Raw genomic sequence first — 22,604 nt, 5'->3', positions numbered from 1 at the left:
TTCTTTTTCGCAGCCGGGCTCAGAAGTCCCAGCGAGTGCTGAACATCAGGTTCCGTGGATCGCCATAGGATGCCGAGGTGTAGAAACCGATGTTGGTGTAGTAGGTCTTGTCGAAGACGTTGTTGACGTTGACGCTGGCCGACAGCTTGTCGGTGATCTGGTAGCGGGCCATCAGGTCCACCAGCCAGTAGTCTTCCTGGGAGAACTTTTCCCAGCGGCTGCGGGGATTGTTGTAGACCATCTGCCAGCTCTTGCCCTGCCAGCGGGCGCCGCCGCCGACCGTGAGCTTGTCCAGGGCGCCCTTGAACTTGTAGCTGGTGTAGAGGCTCAACTGGTCCTGAGGCTCCCAGGTGGAAACCTTCTTGCCACTGTCGTCGCGAATGATCTTGTGGGTATAGCCAGCCTGAACCTGCCAGCCTGGCGCCAGTTCACCCGAGATTTCCGCCTCGTAGCCCTTGGTCTTGGCCTTGATGCCCTTGTAGGCGTAGGTGATGGCGGGGTTGGTCGGTTTGCTGTTGTAGAGGGCGTCTTCCTCCGCGCGGTTTTCCTCATGAATCTCGAAGTAGGCGAGACTGGTATTGAGTCGTCCGTCGAGATATTCGCCCTTGATGCCGATCTCGTAGTTCTGGCCTTCGTCGGGTTCGAGCAGTTTGTTGCTGCTGTCGCGATACCAACTGTCCTGCGGCATGAAGATGTCGGTATAGCTGGCGTAGACGGAGTAGGTATCGTTCAGGTCGTAGACTGCGCCGACGTAGGGAATGAAGCGTCCGGACTCGCGAATGGTCGGATTCAGGCCGGTTACCCGGTAGTCGACCACGCGTCCACCTAGGAACAGGTTCAGGTCATCGGTCACATTGAAGCGGGCGGTCATGTAGCTGCCCAACTGGCGGGTCTTGTCATCGATGTACTGGGAGGGGGTACCCCAGTCGGGCTTGCCTATATCGCCGTCCCAGTTGATGAAGTCGTCGGTGGTGTTGTCGTAGTTGCGCAGGTTCCAGTAGCTCTTGCCCTCCCAGTGGGAGAAGGAAGCCGAGGTGCCGACCACCAGCTCGTGCTCGCGACCGAGGAACTGGAAGGGGCCGGTGAGATAGATATCCAGCGAGTTGCTCTTGGTTTCGCCGGTGTACTTCTGCGCAACGATCTTGGCGCTGTTGTCCGGTGCCGGCCAGTCGCCCATGATCGCGCCGAGGGGCGCGTGGTAGCCGTTGATCTTGTGATCGAGCTGCACCTTGCCGACCCAGCCGTTGGCGAAATTGTGCTCGAGGTTGGCGAAGACGGTGCGGGTGTACTGTTCCCAACTGCTCCACTTGGCTCCGTTGTTGAAGGAGCGGGAGACGTCGTTGCGGTTGCCCTGGCTGTCGAAGAGCGGGAAGCTGCCCGACCAGCCCGATCCCTTGGGATCGTTGTCCTGATAGTCGGCGCCGACGGTAAGCATGGTGTCGGGATTCAGATCGAACTCGAGGATGCCGTAGTAGACGCTGGTTTTGCGCTCGTAGTGATCCATGAACGAGTGCTTGTCCTGGTAGGCGGCTACCGCCCGGCCGCGGACGTTGCCGGACTCGGTCAGCGGGCCGCTGACGTCCAGTTCGGAGCGGTAATTGTCCCAACTGCCCGCGCCCAGTTCGACATGGCCCTTGAATTCATGGGTAGGTTTCTTGCGGATCAGGTTGATCGTGGCGCCGAGGGACCCCGCACCGGTGAGCAGGCCGGTCGCCCCCTTGAGTACTTCCACCCGGTCGTAGATGGCCATGTCACTGAGCGTATTGCCCGCGGAGTAGCCGACGTTGCGGGCCGTCGAGGGAATCCCGTCGTACTGGAAGTTGTTGATCGAGAAGCCGCGGGCATAGTAGTTGTTGCGGTCAGTGTCGTAGGCCGAGACGGTGATGCCCGGCGTATGGCGCATGACGTCGTCGATGTTGTTGAGGCCGAAGTCGTCCATGTTCTGGCGGGTGACCACGGTGATCGACTGGGGCGTCTCGCGCGGAGTCAGGACCAGGCGGGTCGCCGTGGCGATAGTGCCTGGCGTATAGGAGCCGCTGTCCTCGGTGATGGTGCCCAACTGGTTGGAGGTGATCATGGTGGCGCCGAGATCGACGCTGCTGTCCGCCGCCTCGGCGACGCTGATGGTTATCGCGTTGCCCTGGAAGTCCACCGATGCGCCGGTGCCACGAAGCAGCTCGGTAATCGCCTGGTTCGGCTCCAGCTTGCCCTTGATCGCACTGCTACGCTTGTTCCGGACCTCTTCCGGGCGATACAGCACCTGGATATCCGCCTGGCGGCCGAACTCCTGGAGTGCGCTGCCCAGCGCCTGGGGAGGGATGTCGAACTCGATTTCCTGCGCCTGGACATATCCCGCCAGCGGCAGGCTCAGGGCCATGGCGAGCGAGTGGGGAAGCATCCTGCGTTGGAAGGCACGGCGCATCAAAAACGCCTTACTCAGAGGACTGAGACCGTGTGGTGCTGGCATGGGTGATTGCTCTTCTTAGGTTGGCAAGTTGCGAATAAATGAGATCGCTTCTCAATTCTCTTAGTATGACGTTTTACCCACGGAAAACCGGATGAAAAAGTTTCACGCCGTCTCGGTTTCCTTGACGACCTTGCCTGCCGAGAGCCTTATCAACTGGTCCGCCATTTCGAAATAGCGATCATCGTGGCTGATCACGATGATGGTCTTGCCCTGGCGCTTCAGGTCCGGCAACAGTTCGGTGTAGAAGACCCTGCGGAAAGCCGGGTCCTGGTCTGCGGCCCATTCGTCGAAGACCAGGACCGGCCGCTCTTCGAGCCAGGCATTGATCAGCGCAAGGCGCTTGCGCTGCCCGGTGGAGAGATCGGTGGTGCTGAAGTTGCCGTCCATGACGCTGACCTTGTGGGCGATTTCCAGGCGTTGCAGATATTGGGTCGCGTTCTGCAACGAAGCCTGCTTGCCCTGGACCAGGTCGTCGAAGAGGTAGTAGTCGGCGAAGATGGTGCTGAAGAGCTGGCGGTAATCGTCGCGGGTCTCCGCGCTGACCGGTTCTCCGTTGAGAAGGATCTCGCCGGACTGCGGGCGATAGAGGCCGAGCAGCAGCTTGATCAGGGTCGTCTTGCCGCAGCCGTTCTCGCCGACGATGAAGACGATGTCACCTTGGGCGATACGCAGATTGATAGGGCCCAGATGGAACGGTTCGCTGCCTTCGACGGCGGGGGGGCTGTAGCGAACGTCGCGCAGTTCCAGGCTGTCGACGGTCTTGTCCGGGGCCTCCTGTTCGCTGAGCAGAAGATGGGGTTCGGGAGAGGAAAAACGCTCGGAAAGTTCGGCGACCCGCTGGAAGGCGACCTGGGCGCGGCTGACGATGGGAAGGATGGTCACCACCTGTTCGAGTGGTCCCTTCATGTACAGCAGGACCATCACGAAGCCAGTGATGGCGGCCGGATTGGACGAAGGCCAGTAGGCCTGGAGCGTAAGCGCCAGACCGATCACCACGAAGAACAGCATCGAGCCGAAGGTCTTGGCCAGGATGAATATATTGATGGAGCTGATGTGGAGGTCGCGGATGTTGTTCGCGGTTTCGCTGATGCGGCCGGTGTGCATGCGATAGCGACGGGGGCGGTGGATGCGCAGTTCCTTCGCGCCCGAAGCGATGGCGGTGTAGTGCTTCTGCAATTCGTCTTCGAGATCGCGGGCGGCATAGAACCCTTTGAAACCGCGGGAGCGCGCCAGGTACTGGGCTGCCGTGCCGATGACGATGGCGACGACTGTCAGCAGGAACATCGGGACCGATAGGTAGGCGAGGTAACCCAGGCAGCCGAAAGTGATGGTCAGGGCTATGGCCAGTGGGGTGAAGGAAAAGGAGAAGTCGCTGATGGTGTCAATGTCGTGTGTCAGTACCGGAATGAGACGGTGGGTCCGGTAGCGCTCGATCTGCTCGATGGGCGCCGAGAGGACTTTCTCGCCGAGTTCCTTGCGCAGCTTCGCGATGATGTGTTGGCCGACGTAGCTGGTACCGATGTCGGAGACGATCGAACTGACCAATGCCAGCAGGCAGAGTCCGCCGAACGACAGCAGTACGCCTTGGCCGAGGCCGTTTTCCGAGTGCAAGGCGTTGTTGATGCTGGCCAGCAGCAGGGTGATGGCAAGGCCGCCGGCCATGCCCAGTGCTATGGAGACGGCCACGATCGCTCGAAAGGGCCTGAGCAGGGCGAGCAGTTCGCGAATGGCGCCGCGCTTGGGATTGGTCATAGTTGCTTCCCGGATGTACTAGGTCGGTGGGGTCCCAGGATCGTTCCATGGCCGCTCCCGGCTGGGCCGGTAGGCATGGGACGGTTGAGTGGGGTGGCCTGGCGCAGGCTTTCGTTGCGGCACTGCGAATGCGGACGGCGACCGGCTCCAGGAGCATGCGTCACCCGTCTCGGCCTCCTTGCAGACAGACGAAGCAGGATGCCCGGTATTTAGCGGCGTTCGGCGGGGCGTAGGTTCTTCCACGTAAATTGCAGGCGATGCCGTTCGTTGCAGATCAGGAAGAGGTGTCGCGCCCGCCCGTCGCAGGTCGACGCGCGCTTCGACTCGACATGGCGCTGCCTTCCTCTGGCGCTCGATCCACTCCTGGGAATGATGAAATGACGAAAAGGAAACTGGCCTATATCTGGTCCCTGAGAAACGCCGCGGCCGACAAGGCCGGCCAGTACGTGCCGTACAAGGGCGAACAGCGGTACATGAAGTCGGTACTGGAGTCCTTGGTGGAGGCGCTGAACCAGACTGCGCTGGGCGATGCCTACGAGCTCGTGGGCGTGATCTACGACGACGACGCGGAGCTGCCTCGCGACCAGGGAAAAATCAAGGACTACGGTTTCGCCTATCGTCCCGGGCAGCAATGGTTCTATCCGGCAGACCTGCAGGTGCAAGGCAAGACCCTGAACGACCTCTTGCTCAGCGTGCCGTCCACCTACCGTCGGTACCCGCGGGGTACCCCCGAGCATGTGGCCGGCAAGAGCGATTTCGAGCGACGCCTGCATGACACCCTGGTGGAACTGGGCGCCGATGTGGTGGTATTGGACGGGCTCCTGGTCATCCTCGATGAGCTGGTACGCCCGGGCGCTCCGTTCGCACGGCGGATCATGAATATCCATCCTGGCGTGACGCGCGAGGACTCGCCTTACGAGCGTCGTGGCGCCTATGCGACCCTGGACGCGTTGTATGGAGCGCGGGGCGAGAAGGTGGTGGATTGGGCGACCATGGAAAAGGTCGCGGTCGAGCCGCTGTACTGGACCGGAGCATCGTTCCACTATGTGGACAATGGCATCGATTCCGGCGAAGTGTTCCATGATGTGCTGAAAACGGAGATTTCACCCGACGACACCATCCTCGAGCTGCGCTGGAACAACTTCAACAACAGCCTGTTCCCGGCCTTGCACGAAGGGCTGGCGCTGCTCGCCGAGAAGCTCTGAACCCGGTTCCTTCGAGGGGTTCGAAAAGGCCGGAGCGGTGTCGTCGCTCCGGCCTTCTTCATTCTGAATCAGAGTTCGCGCGCCACGCGGAAGCCGATCCAGTCGCCGCGGTCGCTGGGGGCCGCATTGTTGCGGTTGCCCGAGCGCGAGAAGATCGGCGGCTCGCCCCAGTCGTTGCCGCGGATCTGCACCAGCTCGCACTTGTCCTCCATCCACGCGCTGCCGTCGCTCGGCGCGCCGTTGTAGTGGTCGTGCCAGCAATCGGCGACCCACTCGTAGACGTTGCCGTGCATGTCGTAGACGCCGAAGGCGTTGGGCGGGAAGCTGCCCACCGGCGAGGTGAAGTTGTAGCCATCGCTGGCGCCGTAGGTGTTGGCGTGCTTGGCGATGCTGTATTCCTTGCCTTCGTCGAACGGGAAGGGGAAGGGGCCGGCGCTGCCGGCGCGGGCGCCGTACTCGCGCTCGGCCTCGCTGAGCATGCGGTAGTGTTTGCCGGTCTTCTTCGACAGCCAGGCGGCGTAGTTCTTCACGTCGTTGTAGTCGACGCATACCGCCGGCTGGCGAGGGCCTTGCTGGTAGCGCGGCTTGCCGGCGATGCATTCGCGGCCGGGGCGGGTATCGCCGTCGGCCAGCTTGACGCCGGTGGCCTTCAGGTAGGCGTCCAGTTCGCCGGCGGTGACCTGGTAGCGGCTGATGGCGAACGGCTTGGCGAAGGTCACGTCGTGCAGCGGGCCCTCGTCGGGCTGGCGGCCGACCTCGTCGTCCGGGGTGCCCATGGTGAAGCTGCCGGCGGGCAGCACGACCATCTCCGGGCAGTCCTTGCAATCCTTGAACACCGTGCCGGGCTTCTTCGCTTCGTCGGCGAAGGCGGGGGCGGTGGCGACGATCAGTGCGGCCAGGGCCAGGGGCGATAATGCGTGCATGGCGGTTCTCGTTGAGTGGCGAAAGGGGTCAGGCGAGTTGCGGGGCGAGGATTTCCAGCACCCGGTCGATCTCCGCCTCGTCGTTCAGCAGGCTCGGCGCCAGGCGCACCACCGGGCCGACATCGCGATCCACGGCGTCGCTGATTACCCGGTGCGCCATCAGGTGTTTGGCGACCGCCTCGCAATCGCGGCCTTCGACGCGGAAGAAGGTGAAGCCCGAGGACAGCTCGGGGCTGGTCGGCGTGACCAGGCGGACCTTGGGATGCTCGCCCAGGCGCTGCTTGAGGTAGGCGTTGAGCTGGTGGATACGCGCCTGGACCTCGGCCTTGCCCAACTGCAGGTGCAGCTCGAAGGCCGTGCCCAGGGCCAGGCGATGTTCGAAGGCGTGGTAGCCGCCAGGGGTCATCAGGGTGCCGAAGTTGTCGGCGCGGGAGAAGGTCGGGATGCTCGGCACCAGGTGCTCCTGGAGCTGTTCCGAGCGGGCGATGATGACCCCGGTGCCACGCGGACCGAACAGCCACTTGTGGGTGCCGGCGATGAAGTAGTCGCAGTCGAAGTCGGCGAAGCTGACGTCTTCCACACCGAAACCATGCACGCCGTCGACCACGTAGATGATCCGGTCCTGCTCGTCGCGCTTCTGGTTGAGTTCGCGCACCAGCTTGCCGATCTCGCGGATCGGCAGCTTCACGCCGCTGCCCGACTGCACCCAGGTCATGCCCAGCACCCGGGTCTGCGGGCGGATCTGAGCGGCGATGCTGGACAGGATCTCGTCGGCGGAAACCCGATGCGGGTCCTTGAACAGCGGGAACTCGCGGACCTGGGTACCCATGCGCTTGTGCCGGTATTCCAGGGTGGTGTAGGTGGAGTAGTGCTCGTGGGAGGAGGTCAGGATCTCCTTGCCCGGCTGCACCAGCAGGCCGCCGTAGATCGCCGCCAGGCCGTCGGTGGTGCTGCCGGTGAGCGCCACCTGGCCAGGTTGCACGGCGAAGTAGCGACCTGCCCAGGCGCGAGCCTCGTCCTCGTATTTCCAGATTTCCTCGCGATGCCAGTCCACCGCTTCGCCCGGGTTGCGGTCGAAGCGGACCCGCAGGCGCTCGATGGCCTCCCGCACCGGCCGAGGGTGTGAGGTGAGGAGGAAGTTTGCGAAGTGCAGATACTGCGGGTCGAGATCGAATTGCTGGCGCAGCGCTTTCCACTTATTGCCGGCGTCGCTCGGTGCGCCTTCGGCGCGGAGCGACTGGGCAGCGGAAAGCAGCGGCAGGCCGGCGGCGAGAATGCCGGCCTGCTTGAGAAAGGTACGACGGTCGTTCATCGGGAGGTCCGTTGCGGCGTGGTCAGGGGGTAGCTGTCGGCTTGGCGCGTTTTTGCACTTCGCCCCAGGCGCGCAGGAAGTTGCCTCCCCAGAGCTTGGCGATGTCGGCATCGGAATAACCGCGGGTGATCAGTTCGGCAGTGACGTTGCGGATTTCGCTGACATCCTTCCAGCCGTCCACGCCGCCACCGTCGTTGAAGTCCGAGCTGATGCCCACGTGGTCGATGCCGACCTTCTTCACCGTGTAGTCGATGGCGTCCACCAGTTCCTTGAGGCCGGCCTTGGGCTCCTCCTCCAGGATGCCGTAGAGGGCGCTGGCGTATTCACCGAAGCGTTGTTCCGGCCAGATGGTGATGATCGGATCGCCCGGCATCAGCGCATAGTCCAGGCCTTCCAGGGGTGGCAGGTCGAAGCGCGCGCGCAGGGCGTTGAGCTTGTCCAGGGTCGGTTTGCTCAGCGGACGCAGGTAGGCGGGGAAGCCGACCACCTGGATCACGCCGCCGCTGTCCTTGATCAGTTGCATCTCGTGGTCGCTGAGGTTGCGCTTGATGTCCACCAGGGCACGCGGCGCGGAGTGCGAGGCGACGATGGGCGCGCGGCTGAGGGCGGCGACCTGTTCCAGGGCCTTGGTCGACATCTGCGAGACGTCGATGATCACCCCGAGATCGTTGAGCCGTTCGACCGCCTGCTTGCCTAGCGGGGAGAGGCCGCCCAGGGCATCCGCCGTGTCGTTGAAGAACGGCAAGGGACGGGAAGAGTCGGACCAGTCGTTGTTGCCGACATAATTGAAGCCGAACATGCGCACGCCGCGGGCGGCCCATTTGTCCAGCTGGGACAGGTCGTCGCCCAGCGGGTAGGCGTTGAGCATGCTCATGACGATGGCGAACTTGCCTTCCATGGCCAGGCGGCGGAAGTCCTCGGGGGAGTAGGCGATGCCGACCTGGTTGGGGAAGTCGCGGACCATGCCGGTGAGAATCTTGTAACGAATTTCCTGCTGGTGACGAGCCTCGTCGACGAATCCCGGGGTCGGCTTGTGTGGCGCGTTCGGGCCGTTCCACATCTCCGGCCAGCCGAAGATCGCCAGGGCAGCGCCGGACAGGCGCCCGCGGCCCGCCTTGACCAGGTCGAGCTGGTTCGGTCCGTCCTTGTCGAACTCGTTGCCTTCGGTGCCGAAGTCCGGCGGGATGGTGATCCGGCTATCGAAGGAGAGGATGCGCTCATGCAACTCCTCGGCGTGCTTCATGACCTTGCGCGGGTAGCCCGCTTCGCTCGGGCCGAAGGTCTTCCAGGCCAGCAGGCCGCCGCCGACGAGGATGAGGAAGATCGGCAAGCCGAGGTAGAGGGCCTTGCGTGTGCGTGTTCTAGTCATTGCCGTCCCAGTCAGGTTCGAGATCGAAAGCGCGGATGAGCGTCTGCCGAAGCGGACTCACCTGTCAGGGTGGGACGAGGCCGGAGCGGGAAAATTTAGCGCCGCGGGAGGGATTGTCGAGTTGCCTGTGGAACGGCATGTGGGCGGTAAATTTGCCGACGGAAGGAACGTTCTAGCTGGATAAAGCGAGCTTCACGGTTGATACAGGTAGGACGATGACGGTTTCTCGACGCGGATTCATGGCGGGCCTGGCCCTTACCGGGGCGGCGGCGCTGCCGGTGGCTTACTACACACATCGTCATCTGACCCGCGAAGAGGAGCCGCAGACGCCTGACGAGGCTTCGCTCGACCTGGCGGCTACCGATGGCATACGACTGGGCGACCGCCTGCGCGGTCTATGGGATCTGCGCCTGGTAGGCGGTGATGCCGAACTGCCCGGGCTGCCTCGGGAGGGCTTGCAACTGGTGCTGGACGTGGCACCCAAGGGACGCGGCCTGATTGGCTACCTGGATACTCCTGAACGTCTCCTCGCGGCGGAGCCGCCGCGCTTTCGTGTGCTTGGCGACTTGCTCGGAGCCAGTTCTGCAAGCATCCGCTGGCGTTTGGTGGACCAGGCGAGCGGTTCCGTGGCACCGACTCACGATTGCTCGGCGGTGTTCGACGAGGTCTGGGCAGACTATGCGAACGCGGGCGACGGAACTCTGAGCGGACGCATACAGCGCCTGGAGCGTTCGCCGCTGTCGCCGAACGAGGATTTTCGCTTCGTTGCGGTAAAGCGTCACTTCCCCCTGGCCCATGAGCGCATCGTGCTCAACGAGAAACTTCTCGGTTGGCTGGTGTCGCCGCAGCACCGACTGTTCCACCAGCTATGGCACGCTTCGCGGGACAAATGGCATCGGCTTTCGGAAAAACAACGCAATGCGTTGCGCGGAGTCGGTTGGCAGCCCGGCCCGCTGGACCGCGAACGCGATGCGCGAGGGCCACGCAAGGATCGCAACGCCTCGGGTATCGACTTCTTTTTCATGCACCGGCACATGCTGCATACTGCGCGTTCCATGCAGGACCTGCCGTCCTGGGAGCGTCTGCCGCGACCTGTGGTGCCGCTGGAGTACGATCGTCCCGGCTTCATCCGTTACTTCGACAATCCGGACGGGTTTTCCGTGCCTCCGGCCTGGGTGGCAGTGGATGACGACGAGTACAGCGAGTGGCTGCATGGCCTGAAAAGCGCCGAGGCCTACCATGCCAATTTCCTGGTCTGGGAATCGCAGTACCAGGACCCGGCGTACCTGGCGAAGTTGACCCTCGGCCAGTTCGGTTCGGAGTTGGAACTGGGCATGCATGACTGGCTGCACATGCGCTGGGCCTCGGTGACGAGGGACCCCTCCAACGGCGCCCCGGTCATGACCGACCGTTTTCCGGCCGATTTTGCCCCGCGCTGGTTCCGCCCGGAGAACGACTTCCTCGGCGACCCGTTTTCCTCCCATGTGAATCCAGTGTTTTGGTCGTTCCACGGCTGGATCGACGACCGCATCGAGGACTGGTATCGCGCCCACGAGCGTTTCCATCCTGGCGAAGTGCAGCGCCGCGAAGTGGAGGGCATCCACTGGTTCGCGCCCGGTCGATGGGTCGAGGTCGGCGATCCCTGGCTGGGCCCGGCGACCCATGGATGCGGGCTTTCGGATGTCCAGGCGAGCAGCAACTCGGTGGAGCTGGACGTGGAAACCATGAAGCTGGCTTTGCGCATCATCTTCAGCGAAGAAGATCAACTGAGCGGCTGGCTCAAGCGTGCGCCGCGGCGGCCCTGGTACGCGCGCAACCTGAAGCTGGCGCGCGACCAGCTCAGGCGCTGAACGGCGAAAGAGCGAGTAAGGATGGAGGAGGCCCGCGCAACGCGGGCCTCAGTCTTTCCGCGCGAGACCCTGGCGGTCGCTCTGCCAGCCGCCGCCGAGGGCCTTGTACAGGCCGACCGAGGCCTGCAGGCGGGCCAGTCGCAGTTGCACGGCGGCATCCTGCGCCGCGTACAGCGTGCGTTGCGTTTCGAGGACCGTCAGCAGGGTTTCCGCGCCGGCCTGGTAGCGGCTGTCGGAGAGATCGAAGGCGCGCTGCGCCTGCTCCAGCTCCTGCTGCTGCCAGTGCAGCTGGCGGTCGAGGCCGTCGATGCTGTTCAGCGAGCGTTCGGTGTCGGCAAAGGCGGTGAGGATCGCCTTGCGGTAGGTTTCCAGCAGTTCTTCCTGGCGCGCCAGGCTGCGGTCGCGCTCGGCGCGCAGGCGGCCGTGGTTGAAGATCGGGGCGAGCAGGTTGGCGCCCAGGTTGTAATAGGGGTTGCGGAAAGTGTCGGCGGCGCGGTTGGCGCCGGACGACAGCGAGGCGCTCAGGGTCAGCTTGGGGAACAGCGCCGCGCGCGCCACCTGCACGTCGGCCTGGGCCGCGGCCAGTTGCGCTTCGGCGTTGGCGATATCGGGACGGCGACCGAGCAGTTCGCTCGGCAGGCCCGCTCCGGTCTCCGGCCAGCGCAGGCTGTCGAAAGGCCGCTCGGCCACCTGTAGCGCCTGCACCGGCTCGCCGATCAGGGTGGCCAGGGTAATCAGCGCCTCATGGGCCTGCTGCTCGAGCAGCGGCAGCTGCTTGCGCTGGCTGGCGACCAGGCTGCTCTGCTGGGCGACCTCCAGGGCGGTGGCCGAGCCCGCGGCATGGCGGGTCTCCACCAGGCGCAGGACGTGCTCGGCGTTGTCCAGGTTGAGCCTGGCGATGCGCTGCTGTTCGCGCAGCGCCAATACCTGCAGGTAGCTGTTGGCGACGCCGGAGAGCAGGGTCAGCTCTACCGTGGCGCGGTCGTACTCGCTGGCCTTGAGGCTTTCCAGGGCACTGCGGTAGGCAGCCCGGCGACCGCCCCAGAAGTCCACTTCGTAGCTGGCGCTGAGGCCGGCGGAGAAGGAGTCGACGGCATCGTTGTCGGAGGTCGCGTCGGTACCGCTGTAGCCCGAGTCGCGCAGGAGTTTCTGCCGGCTGGCGCCGAGCGTCGCATTCAGCTCCGGCAGCAACGGCGCGCCGGCGATCACCGCCGAGGCCTGGGCCTGGCGCACGCGGGCCACCGCTGCGCCGAGGTCCTGGCTGTTCAGCAGGGCGCGTTGCAGCAGGCTGTCCAGTTCCGGCGCGCCGAAGGCCTTCCACCACTGGCGGATGTCGCTGGCATCGCTGCGCCCGGCCGCCAGGTAGCGCCACTGGCTGGGCGCGGCCAGGCCGCTGTCGAGGGGCGCCGGCGTGCTGCCGCAGGCGCCGAGCAGCAGGCAGGCGGAAATCAGGGAAAGATTCTTCATGGACATGTCCGTCATTGGCTGGCCAGGGCGGCCACCGGGTCCAGCTGGGCGGCCTTGCGCGCCGGCATGAAGCCGAACACCAGGCCGGTGACCAGCGCGCAACTGAAGGCGCCGACGATGGCCGACAGGGAAAAGGCCACCGCGACCTGGCCGAGCAGCAGCACGCCGCCGATGCACAGGGCCAGGGCGATCCCGGCCAGGCCGCCGACCACCGAGAGCATCGCCGCCTCGGTGAGGAACTGGCGGAGGATATCGCCCTGGCGGGCGCCGGTGGCCATGCGGATGCCGATCTCGCGGGTGCGTTCGCGCACGGTCATGAGCATGATGTTCATCACGCCGATCCCGCCTACCAGCAGGGAGATCGCGGCGATCGAGCCGAGCATCAGCGACAGGGTGTTCTGGGTCTTCGCCTCGGCCTGGATCATCGCCGCGTTGTTGGTCAGCTCGTAGTCGCGCTGGCCGCGGTGCAGGCGCAGCATCAACTGGTCGATGGCGCGTTCGGCCTGGTGCACGCGCTGGGCGTCGGCGGCGGCGATGATCACGTACTCGGGATTGCGCGTGCCGAACAGGCGGATGCTGGCAGCGGAGTAGGGGATGGCGATACGGTTGTCGGCATCCTTGTCGCCGGAGCTGGAGCCTTTCTCGGCGAGCACGCCGATGACCTGGAACGGCACGTTCTCGATGAGGATGTAGCGGCCGATCGGGTTGGCGCTGCCGAACAGCTTCTTGCGCACCTTGTAGCCGATCACCGCGACCGTGGTGGCGGCGTCTTCGTCGCGCTCGGTGAAGTAGCTGCCCTCGGCCACCGGCCAGTTGAGGATTTCCGGGAAGTCGGTGTTGTTGCCGCCGACGTAGGCGTGGTAGTCGATGTTGCCGTAGCGCACCACCAGCTCGCCGCCGTTCACCGGCATGACCTTCTTCACCTGGGGCAGGGTGGCGATGGCGGCGACGTCGTCGCTGCTGACGATGCCCATCGGCGCGCGCGGGTTCGGCGAGTAGCCGCTGAGATAGATGATGTTCGAGCCGAACGCGCCCATCTGCGCCATCACCTGGCGCTTGCTGCCCTCGCCGACGGCGAGCATGACCACCACCGAGGCGACGCCGATGATGATCCCGAGCAGGGTCAGCGCGGTGCGGAACCGATTGATCCACATCACCCGCCAGGCGGCGCGCACCGCCTCCAGCAGTTCGGCGCGCCAGGCCCCCGAGGGTTCGCTGCTGCCCTCGGCGAGGCGCTGGCTGAGATCGTCGGCCTGCAGGTGGCGCTCGACGCCGGCGCTCGGTTGCGCCGGGCGCTCGTCGTTGGCGCTGTCGCTGACGATCTCGCCGTCGCGCACCTCGATGATGCGCTTGGCGCGGGCGGCGACGTCGCGGTCGTGGGTGATCAGGATCACCACGTGGCCCTGGCTGGCCAGCTCGTCGAGCAGCGCCATGACTTCCGCGCCGCTGTGGCTGTCGAGGGCGCCGGTGGGTTCGTCGGCGAGGATGATATGGCCGCCGTTCATCAGCGCGCGGGCGATCGACACCCGCTGCTGCTGGCCGCCGGACAACTGGTGCGGACGGTTGGCGGTGCGCTCGGCCAGGCCCAGGCGTTCGAGCAGGGCCCGCGCTCGGGTGTGCCGCTCGCTCGCCGGGATGCCGGCGTAGATCGCCGGCATCTCGACGTTTTCCTGGGCCGAGGCGGAGGGGATCAGGTGATAGCCCTGGAACACGAAGCCGAATGCCTCGCGGCGCAGCCAGGCCTGCTCGTCGCTGTCCAGTTCGGCGACGTCGTGGCCGGCGAAGTGGTAGCTGCCGGAGCTGGGCCGGTCGAGGCAGCCGAGGATGTTCATCAGGGTCGACTTGCCGGAGCCGGAGGCGCCGACGATGGCGACGAACTCGCCGGCGTGGATCGACAGCGATACGCCCTTGAGTACCTCGACTTCCGGGGTGCCATTGCCGCCGTAGCGCTTGCGGATGTCGCGCAGTTCGATCAGGGGGACGGGGTGCGTGGCGTTTTCCATCAGCTGTCGCTGCCGTCGGGAGCGGCCATCAGCAGGCGGTCGCCTTCCTCCAGGCCGGCAAGCACCTGTACCCGCAGGCGGTCGCTGATGCCGGTCCTGATCTGGCGGCTCTGCGGCTTGCCGTTGCTGCCGACCACCCAGGCGACCTGGCCGCCCTTGCCGTCGTCGTGGATGGCGGCGACCGGCGCGGTGAGGATGTTTTCCGCGGTGGCGGCGACGAAGAACACCTGGGCGGTCATTTCCGCCATCAGTTGGTGGTCGCCGTTGTCCACGTCGACCAGCACGGTATACAGCACCACCCGGCCGCTGCCGCTCTGCCCGCCGCTGCCGCTGGTGGGGCTGCCGCCGCCCTGGTTGCTCTGGTCCAGCGGCTTGGGCGGCACCGGGAGGATCTGCCGGACCTTGCCGGTCCAGCGCCGGCCTTCGCCGCTGAGGGTCGTGAAGTAGGCCGGCATGCCGGGCTTGACCCGGCCGATGTCGGCTTCCGAAACCTGGGCCCAGACGGTCATCGGCGACAATTTGGCGATCCTCAGGATCAACGGGGTCTGCTGCTGGGCATTGAGGGTCTGGCCTTCGCGCGCATCGACCGCCACCACCGTGCCGGACATCGGCGCGTAGATGCGGGTATAGCCGAGTTCGGCTTCGTCGCTGCGCAACGAGGCCTGGGCCTGGCGGATCTGCGCCTGGTACATCTCGATCCGCGCCTGGGTGGCGAGCATCTGCGCCTGGGCGCTCTGCACGTCCTCGGTACGCGTCGCGCCGCCGGCGGCCAGCCGCTGCTGGCGCTGGTACTGCTGGCGGGCGAGGGTGTACTGGGCACGTTGCTCGGCCAGCTGGGCCTTGAGCATCTCGATCGAATAGCGGCCGGCATCGACCTTGGCCTGCTGGGTGGAGGGGTCGATCTCGACCAGCAACTGGCCTTCCGTCACATCGTCCCCGGCCTCGACGTGCAACTTGCGGATCTGCCCGGAGGCCTGGGCGCCGACGTCGACGTAGCGCCGCGGTTGCAGGGTGCCGAGCGCCGAGACGCTGCTCTCGATGCTGCCGCGGCTGACGCTCACGGTATCGAAGCTGTTGCTGCGGAACGGATAGGCCTGCCAGGCGGCCAGGGCGATCAGGGGGCTGAGGCAGACTGCGACGAGCAGTGCGCGACGAGTACTACGGGTTCGTCTCATTCGGGAATCCGGCCGGTGCGTGGAGAGACCGCCGCCGCTGGATCGGCAGGCTGGGCACTGCCAGATATACGAGGCCAGGGCGGCTAAATTTAACCTGGGTTCAGAGCTGGGCGTAACGGCTGCTGATGCGGATGCTGCCGTCCTCGCGATGTTCCAGGTCCACGGGCAGGACTTTCGGCAGGGCGTCGACCAGGCTGCGGATGTCGCGGGTGCTGTAGATCCCGCCAATGCGCAGTTTCGCAGCGCTCCTGTCGCCCAGGACCAGCGGAGCGTCGAGGTAGCGGTTGATCAGCGGCAGGGCCTTGGACAGGGGCAGGTCGTCGAGTACCAGGCGGCCCTCGCGCCAGGCTAGCGTCTGGCGGGTATCCACGGCTTCGACCAACGGTTGCAGCAGGCCCGGATAGTAGCTGGCCTGCATGCCGGGAGTCAGGCTGCTGTCGTTGCCCGAGCCTTCGCTGCGGACCTTCACCGAGCCCTCGGTGACGGTGACTACCACGTTGTCCTGGTACTTCCAGACGTTGAAGCGGGTGCCGGTGACGGTGATCGAGCCGTTGCCGGCCTTGACCACGAAGGGGTGCGCGCTGTCGTGGGTGACATGGAAGTAGGCCTCGCCCCTGTCCAGGGAAACCCGGCGGATGTCCTTGAAATTGGCGAAGCTCAGCTGCGTATTGAGGTCCAGTTCGACCTCGCTGCCGTCGGGAAGAACGGCATGCCTGACGTTGCCCTCGGCCTCGTAGCGCTGGTAGTTGGAAGGAATCCAGCCTTGCAGCCAGCCGAGGTAGCCGGCCGTCGGCAACATAAGCAGGGCGAGGGCGGCGGCGCGTGCCTGGCTCTTCCAGCCCCTGCGGCGACGGCTGAACGGGCGGGTTGCGGCGTGGTTGCGAAGCTCGGGCGCCGGCGTTCGCGGCAGCAGTTCGCTGAGCGCCCAGATCTCCTCCATTTCTGCGTATTCGGCGGCGTGCCGGGGATCGGCTGCCAGCCAGCGCTGGAACTCGCCACGCTCTTCCTCGGAGAAGTCCTCGGCGTGCAGGCGCATGCACCAATGCGCGGCGTCCTGCACAAGGGTGTCGCTGTCGGCGGGAGAGGGTGTCTTCATCGAGGGTTCCAGTTATGCCTTCGGATTGCGCTGCGAGCGAAACAAGGCTTTAAAGCTTGATGAGAATTATTATAAATTTAATGATTTCATACTGCCAATGTCGCCGGCAGGCGATCCCGCCCTTGGAAGGACAGTGCCGTAGAGGCAGCGAGCAGGAGTCGTCTTGGAAAACCATTATCGGGAGCTGCTGCGATTCCTCAGTGCCAGGCTCGGGGATCGACACGCAGCGGCGGATGTCGCCCACGACGCGTATTTGCGCGTTCTGGAGCGCTCCAGTCAAGCGCAGATCGAGCATCCGAAGGCTTTTCTGTACCGGACGGCGCTCAACCTGGCGGTGGACGAGCACCGTCGCAGCCGGGTGCGCCGGGCGGAACCCCTGGAGGTCCTGGACGACGAGGAGGGCCTGGCCAGTCCCTCGCCGCAGACGGTGGTCGACCAGGGGCAGCGCCTGGACAACCTGCAGCGCGCGCTGGCCGAGTTGCCGGCCATCTGCCGCAGTTCCTTCCTGTTGCGCAAGCTGGACGGCCTGTCCCATTCGCAGATCGCCGAACATCTCAATATTTCCCGCAGCCTGGTGGAAAAGCACATCGTCAACGCGATGAAGCACTGTCGGGTGCGCATGCGCGAATGGGAAGCCGACTGATTTCGCTATTCGTGCTCGGCAACGCTTAAATTTCATTTCCCTGTCCTCGTTCCTAGTCAACAGATGGCCCTCCAGGGCTGCTCTCGACTTATCGCTCCCGCTTGAAAGGGGGCCAATCCAGAGGAACTGGAAATGACTCAGGCAACTGCAACCGCCGTGGTTCACGATCTCATCGGTGTCGGCTTCGGCCCTTCCAATATCGCCCTGGCGATTGCCCTCCAGGAACGGGCCCAGGCGCAGGGCGCCCTGGAAGTGCTGTTCCTGGACAAGCAGGGCGACTACCGCTGGCACGGCAACACCCTGGTGTCGCAGAGCGAGTTGCAGATCTCCTTCCTCAAGGACCTGGTGTCCCTGCGCAACCCCACCAGCCCGTATTCCTTCGTCAACTACCTGCACAAGCACGATCGCCTGGTCGACTTCATCAACCTGGGCACCTTCTATCCCTGCCGGATGGAGTTCAACGACTACCTGCGCTGGGTCGCCAGCCACTTCCAGGAGCAGAGCCGCTACGGCGAAGAGGTCCTGCGCATCGAGCCGATGCTGAGCGCCGGCCAGGTCGAGGCGCTGCGGGTGATCTCGCGCAACGCCGACGGCGAGGAGCTGGTGCGCACCACCCGCGCCCTGGTGGTCAGTCCCGGCGGCACCCCGCGTATCCCGCAGGTGTTCCGTGCGCTCAAGGGCGACGGCCGGGTGTTCCACCACAGCCAGTACCTGGAACACATGGCCAAGCAGCCCTGCAGCAGTGGCAAGCCGATGAAGATCGCCATTATCGGCGGCGGGCAGAGCGCGGCGGAGGCCTTCATCGACCTCAACGACAGCTACCCGTCGGTGCAGGCCGACATGATCCTGCGTGCCTCGGCGCTCAAGCCGGCGGACGATAGCCCGTTCGTCAACGAAGTGTTCGCGCCGAAGTTCACCGATCTCATCTACAGCCGCGAACATGCCGAACGCGAGCGTTTGCTGCGCGAATACCACAACACCAACTATTCGGTGGTGGATACCGACCTGATCGAGCGCATCTACGGCGTCTTCTACCGCCAGAAAGTCTCCGGCATCCCGCGCCACGCCTTCCGTTGCATGACCACCGTGGAGCGCGCGACCGCCACCGCCCAGGGCATCGAGCTGGCGTTGCGCGACGCAGGTAGCGGCGAGCTAAGCGTAGAGACCTACGACGCAGTGATCCTGGCCACCGGCTATGAGCGCCAGTTGCACCGCCAACTGCTCGAACCGCTGGCGGAGTACCTCGGCGACCACGAGATCGGCCGCGACTACCGCCTGCAGACCGACGAGCGCTGCAAGGTGGCGATCTACGCGCAGGGCTTCAGCCAGGCCAGCCACGGCCTCAGCGACACCCTGCTGTCGGTGCTGCCGGTGCGTGCCGAGGAAATCTCCGGCTCCCTGTACCAGCACCTGAAGCCCGGCGCTCCGGCCCGCGCCCTGCACGAGCACGCCCTGGCCAGCTGATCGGCGCCACGCCGCCACGCCCTGTGTTGCCCGTTTCCCCGCCAGGGGATGCCCGGCACGCAGGGCGTTTTCGTTGCATGTCCCGGCCGTTCCGGCCACCACTTTGCAGAGAAACGACATCGATGGGGATGCGTACCGTACTGACCGGCCTGGCCGGCATGCTGTTGGGTTCGATGATGCCGGTCCAGGCCGATATGCCGCGGCCGACCGGGCTGGCCGCGGATATCCGCTGGACCGCCTATGGCGTGCCGCACATCCGGGCCAAGGATGAGCGCGGCCTGGGCTATGGCATCGGCTACGCCTACGCGCGCGACAACGCCTGCCTGCTGGCCGAGGAGATCGTCACCGCGCGCGGCGAGCGGGCGCGCTATTTCGGCAGCGAGGGCAAGTCGTCGGCCGAGCTGGACAACCTGCCGTCCGACATCTTCTACGCCTGGCTCAACCAACCCGAGGCGCTGCAAGCCTTCTGGCAGGCGCAGACGCCCGCGGTGCGCCAGTTGCTCGAAGGCTACGCCGCCGGTTTCAACCGCTTCCTCCGCGAGGCCGACGGCAAGACCACCAGTTGCCTTGGCCAGCCCTGGCTGCGGGCCATCGCGACCGATGACCTGCTGCGCCTGACCCGGCGCCTGCTGGTGGAAGGCGGGGTCGGCCAGTTCGCCGACGCGCTGGTGGCCGCCGCGCCGCCCGGCACGGAGAAGGTCGCCCTGAGCGGCGAGCAGGCGTTCCAGGTCGCCGAGCAGCGGCGCCAGCGCTTCCGCCTGGAGCGCGGCAGCAACGCCATTGCCGTTGGCAGCGAACGTTCGGCGGACGGCAAGGGCATGCTCCTGGCCAACCCGCACTTCCCCTGGAACGGCGCGATGCGTTTCTACCAGATGCACCTGATCATTCCCGGCCGGCTCGACGTGATGGGAGCCTCGCTGCCCGGCCTGCCGGTGGTCAACATCGGCTTCAGCCGCCACCTGGCCTGGACCCACACGGTGGATACCTCCAGCCACTTCACCCTGTATCGCCTGGCGCTGGACCCGAAGGACCCGCGGCGCTACCTGGTCGACGGTCGTTCGCTGCCGCTGGAGGAGAAGTCCGTCGCGATCGAGGTGCGCGGCGCCGACGGCAAGCTGTCGCGCGTCGAGCACAAGGTCTACCAGTCGATCTACGGCCCGCTGGTGGTCTGGCCCGGCAAGCTGGACTGGAACCGCAGCGAGGCCTATGCGCTGCGTGACGCCAACCTGGAGAACACCCGGGTACTGCAACAGTGGTACTCGATCAACCAGGCCAGCGACGTCGCCGACCTGCGCCGGCGCGTCGAGGCGCTACAGGGGATCCCCTGGGTCAACACCCTGGCCGCGGACGAGCAGGGCAACGCCCTGTACATGAACCAGTCGGTGGTGCCCTACCTGAAGCCGGAACTGATTCCCGCCTGCGCCATTCCGCAACTGGTCGCCGAAGGCCTGCCGGCCCTCCAGGGGCAGGACAGCCGCTGTGCCTGGAGCCGCGACCCGGCCGCAGCCCAGGCTGGCATCACCCCGGCGGCGCAACTGCCGGTGCTGTTGCGCAGGGACTTCGTGCAGAACTCCAACGACAGCGCCTGGCTGACCAACCCGGCGAGCCCGTTGCAGGGCTTTTCGCCCCTGGTCAGCCAGGAGAAACCCATCGGTCCGCGGGCGCGCTACGCCCTGAGCCGGCTACAGGGCAAGCAGCCGCTGGAGGCGAAGACGCTCGAGGAAATGGTCACCGCCAACCATGTCTTCAGCGCCGACCAGGTGCTGCCGGACCTGCTCCGCCTGTGCCGCGACAACCAGGGCGAGAATTCCCTTGCCCGTGCCTGCGCGGCCCTGGCGCAGTGGGACCGTGGCGCCAACCTCGACAGCGGCAGCGGCTTCGTCTACTTCCAGCGCTTCATGCAACGCTTCGCCGAACTCGACGGCGCGTGGAAGGAACCGTTCGATGCGCAACGTCCCCTGGATACGCCGCAAGGCATCGCCCTCGACCGGCCGCAGGTGGCGGCCCAGGTGCGCCAGGCGCTGGCGGACGCGGCGGCGGAGGTGGAGAAGAGCGGGATTCCCGACGGCGCGCGCTGGGGCGACCTGCAAGTGAGCACCCGTGGCCAGGAACGCATCGCGATTCCCGGCGGCGATGGCCATTTCGGGGTCTACAACGCGATCCAGAGCATCCGCAAGGGCGACCACCTGGAGGTGGTCGGCGGCACCAGCTACATCCAGCTGGTGACCTTCCCCGAGGAAGGGCCCAAGGCTCGCGGGTTGCTGGCTTTCTCCCAGTCCAGCGATCCGCGCTCGCCGCACTACCGCGACCAGACCGAGCTGTTTTCCCGCCAGCAATGGCAGACCTTGCCGTTCAGCGACAGGCAGATCGACGCCGACCCGCAACTGCAACGGCTAAGCATTCGCGAATGATAAGCAATGCCTATCAGATCTGATGGGAAAAAAACTGACGGTTTTTCCGCGCTCGTTCGTCTTTAACCATAGAGGCGGCCCACAGCCGCCCGGTTTCAGGGAACACGTGCAGGCAGCGAGCAGGGATGCTCGGCTTCGGCGGGGACCCGCTACCCACTCGTCCACGAAAGGAGCGTCACGATGACCCATTCGCCCGTCAAACAGATGTTGAAGGAGGCCGGCCTGAAGATGAGCCTGGCCCGGCTGAAAGTGATCGATGCGCTCTGGGAAGCCTCGGGGGAGCAGGGTCGGGTGCCGATCCGCACCCTGCACCGGCGTCTCTCCGAAACCGGTACGCCGCTGTCCCTGGTGAGCATCCGCCAGGTCCTCGGGCGCCTGGTGGAAAGCGGCCTGGTGACCCTCGACGAACAGGATGTCTACAGCCCCGGCAAGGCTTCCTGGGGCGGTGCCGCCGGTTCCGCGGCGCCCGAGCGCCGCGCCGCGGCCAACGAGCAGCGGCTCTGACGCGGTATCCCTGATCTCGGGCAGCGGGTAAAGTCTGCCCCATGCTCAATCCCGACGATTTCCGTTTTCCTTCCATCGAAGCGTTGCAGGCGTTCGAAGCGGCTGCCCGGCTGGGTACCTTCGAGCGCGCCGCCGAACTCCTGTCGATCACCGGCAGCGCCGCCAGCAAGCGGGTTTCCGGTCTCGAGGGGATGCTCGGGGTGAGCCTGTTGCAGCGCGACGGCCGCTCTCTGGCGCTGACCTCCCACGGCCGCGAGTACCTCGAACAGATCGCGCCGATCCTCGCCCAGCTCGCGGCGGTTCCGCTGCATCGTCGCCAGGTCCAGCGCCAGCAGCGGCTGACCCTGCGCACGCCGCCGACCTTCGCCCGGCAGATCCTGATTCCGCGCCTGGCGTCCTTCGCCGAGGCCTGTCCGGAAATCGAGCTGGAGATTCTCCTGTCGAGTCCTTCGGACGGCCAGGACCTGCCGCTGGCCGACGTCGAGGTGCGCGGCGACAGCCATGGCGTGGCGGCCGGCGAGCGGCTGCTGGAGGAGCGCGTGCTACCGATGGCCGCGCCGGGGCTGCTGCTCGGCCTGCCGCGGCCCTGGACGCCAGCCATGCTCGCCGGCCTGCCGTTGCTGCGCTCGCCGCTGGAGCCTTGGCAGCCGTGGTTCCGCGTGGCCGGGCTGGACTGGCCGGAGCCCTGCGCCGGGCCGCGCCTGCTCGATTTGGGCATGACCCTGGAAGCCGCCGCCAACGGCCAGGGCGTGGCCCTCGCGCGACCCTCGCTGGCGCGCGCCTGGCTTGCCGAGGGGCGGCTGGTGGTGCTGTTCCCGCTGCGTTCGGCGCCCACCCACCATTACCACCTGCGCAGCCACCAGGCCTCGCCGGCCAGCCAGCGTTTCGCCGCCTGGCTGGCGGCGATCTGCCGCGAGGCGGTGGCCCAGGGCAGGGAATTCCTTCCGGCGGCGGACGACTGAA

General features: G+C 65.7%; 16 protein-coding genes. 7 read left to right on the top strand and 9 right to left on the bottom strand.

Annotated elements, in window-relative coordinates:
* Nucleotides 1-19 precede the first annotated feature (19 nt).
* Together fpvA and pvdE are read right to left on the bottom strand one after the other, a co-directional pair.
* Nucleotides 20-2,467, bottom strand: a complete 2,448-nt coding sequence (gene fpvA, locus FOC67_RS12525; protein ID WP_003139291.1) for a ferripyoverdine/pyocin S3 receptor FpvA — start codon at nucleotides 2,465-2,467, stop codon at nucleotides 20-22.
* A gap of 102 nt (nucleotides 2,468-2,569) precedes the next feature.
* Complete coding sequence (gene pvdE, locus FOC67_RS12520) at nucleotides 2,570-4,219, bottom strand: pyoverdine export ABC transporter PvdE (protein WP_003103601.1); 1,650 nt, start codon at nucleotides 4,217-4,219, stop codon at nucleotides 2,570-2,572.
* A 377-nt stretch (nucleotides 4,220-4,596) separates the two neighbouring features.
* Between pvdE and pvdF the strand changes: the two genes are divergently transcribed.
* Nucleotides 4,597-5,424: a pyoverdine biosynthesis hydroxyornithine transformylase PvdF gene (gene pvdF / locus FOC67_RS12515; protein WP_003114501.1), complete on the top strand. Its 828-nt coding sequence runs from the start codon at nucleotides 4,597-4,599 to the stop codon at nucleotides 5,422-5,424.
* Nucleotides 5,425-5,492: 68 nt separating this feature from the next.
* Here pvdF and FOC67_RS12510 read toward each other — a convergent pair whose 3' ends face one another.
* From FOC67_RS12510 to pvdM, 3 genes are read right to left on the bottom strand one after another with little or no spacing between them, the layout of a single operon-like run.
* On the bottom strand, nucleotides 5,493-6,347 hold the full coding sequence (locus FOC67_RS12510; RefSeq protein WP_003103606.1) for a formylglycine-generating enzyme family protein: 855 nt from the start codon (nucleotides 6,345-6,347) through the stop codon (nucleotides 5,493-5,495).
* Between the two features lie 28 nt (nucleotides 6,348-6,375).
* On the bottom strand, nucleotides 6,376-7,659 hold the full coding sequence (gene pvdN, locus FOC67_RS12505; RefSeq protein WP_003122677.1) for a pyoverdine-tailoring periplasmic protein PvdN: 1,284 nt from the start codon (nucleotides 7,657-7,659) through the stop codon (nucleotides 6,376-6,378).
* Between the two features lie 22 nt (nucleotides 7,660-7,681).
* Nucleotides 7,682-9,028 carry a pyoverdine-tailoring dipeptidase-like protein PvdM gene (pvdM, locus tag FOC67_RS12500; RefSeq protein ID WP_003103610.1) on the bottom strand — a complete coding sequence of 449 codons (1,347 nt, stop codon included), beginning with the start codon at nucleotides 9,026-9,028 and terminating at the stop codon, nucleotides 7,682-7,684.
* 215 nt (nucleotides 9,029-9,243) lie between these two features.
* On the opposite strand from pvdM, the gene pvdP reads away from it, so the two are divergent.
* A complete protein-coding gene (pvdP, locus tag FOC67_RS12495) occupies nucleotides 9,244-10,878 on the top strand; it encodes a pyoverdine maturation tyrosinase PvdP (protein WP_009316148.1) in 1,635 nt (544 codons plus the stop codon).
* Between the two features lie 48 nt (nucleotides 10,879-10,926).
* Here pvdP and ompQ read toward each other — a convergent pair whose 3' ends face one another.
* From ompQ to fpvR, 4 genes are all read right to left on the bottom strand, one after another.
* Complete coding sequence (gene ompQ, locus FOC67_RS12490; RefSeq protein ID WP_020989355.1) at nucleotides 10,927-12,351, bottom strand: pyoverdine export/recycling transporter outer membrane subunit OmpQ; 1,425 nt, start codon at nucleotides 12,349-12,351, stop codon at nucleotides 10,927-10,929.
* Nucleotides 12,352-12,356: 5 nt separating this feature from the next.
* A complete protein-coding gene (gene pvdT / locus FOC67_RS12485; protein WP_003139295.1) occupies nucleotides 12,357-14,348 on the bottom strand; it encodes a pyoverdine export/recycling transporter ATP-binding/permease subunit PvdT in 1,992 nt (663 codons plus the stop codon).
* On the bottom strand, nucleotides 14,348-15,523 hold the full coding sequence (pvdR, locus tag FOC67_RS12480; RefSeq protein WP_003089547.1) for a pyoverdine export/recycling transporter periplasmic adaptor subunit PvdR: 1,176 nt from the start codon (nucleotides 15,521-15,523) through the stop codon (nucleotides 14,348-14,350). Before pvdR ends, pvdT begins: the two co-directional genes overlap by 1 nt.
* 100 nt (nucleotides 15,524-15,623) lie before the next feature.
* Nucleotides 15,624-16,619 carry a pyoverdine signaling pathway anti-sigma factor FpvR gene (gene fpvR, locus FOC67_RS12475; protein WP_024947806.1) on the bottom strand — a complete coding sequence of 332 codons (996 nt, stop codon included), beginning with the start codon at nucleotides 16,617-16,619 and terminating at the stop codon, nucleotides 15,624-15,626.
* A 163-nt stretch (nucleotides 16,620-16,782) separates the two neighbouring features.
* Between fpvR and fpvI the strand changes: the two genes are divergently transcribed.
* The 5 genes from fpvI (at nucleotide 16,783) to FOC67_RS12450 (ending at nucleotide 22,603) form a co-directional block, all read left to right on the top strand.
* The gene (fpvI, locus tag FOC67_RS12470) at nucleotides 16,783-17,262 is read left to right on the top strand and encodes a pyoverdine signaling pathway sigma factor FpvI (protein WP_003103620.1); all 480 of its coding nucleotides are present in this window, start codon (nucleotides 16,783-16,785) and stop codon (nucleotides 17,260-17,262) included.
* A gap of 132 nt (nucleotides 17,263-17,394) precedes the next feature.
* Complete coding sequence (gene pvdA / locus FOC67_RS12465) at nucleotides 17,395-18,726, top strand: L-ornithine N(5)-monooxygenase PvdA (RefSeq protein WP_003103622.1); 1,332 nt, start codon at nucleotides 17,395-17,397, stop codon at nucleotides 18,724-18,726.
* Nucleotides 18,727-18,848: 122 nt separating this feature from the next.
* A complete protein-coding gene (gene pvdQ, locus FOC67_RS12460; RefSeq protein ID WP_126573579.1) occupies nucleotides 18,849-21,137 on the top strand; it encodes an acyl-homoserine lactone acylase PvdQ in 2,289 nt (762 codons plus the stop codon).
* Between the two features lie 180 nt (nucleotides 21,138-21,317).
* The gene (locus FOC67_RS12455; RefSeq protein WP_003089535.1) at nucleotides 21,318-21,641 is read left to right on the top strand and encodes a transcriptional repressor; all 324 of its coding nucleotides are present in this window, start codon (nucleotides 21,318-21,320) and stop codon (nucleotides 21,639-21,641) included.
* Between the two features lie 41 nt (nucleotides 21,642-21,682).
* Nucleotides 21,683-22,603 carry a LysR substrate-binding domain-containing protein gene (locus FOC67_RS12450; RefSeq protein WP_003124571.1) on the top strand — a complete coding sequence of 307 codons (921 nt, stop codon included), beginning with the start codon at nucleotides 21,683-21,685 and terminating at the stop codon, nucleotides 22,601-22,603.
* The last annotated feature ends 1 nt before the right edge of the window (nucleotide 22,604 follow it).

Source organism: Pseudomonas sp. FDAARGOS_761, from assembly GCF_013343155.1.
Taxonomy (GTDB): Bacteria; Pseudomonadota; Gammaproteobacteria; order Pseudomonadales; family Pseudomonadaceae; genus Pseudomonas; species Pseudomonas aeruginosa.
The sequence above is the reverse complement of the archived record's forward strand: the minus strand, read 5'-3'. Positions and strand labels throughout refer to the sequence as shown.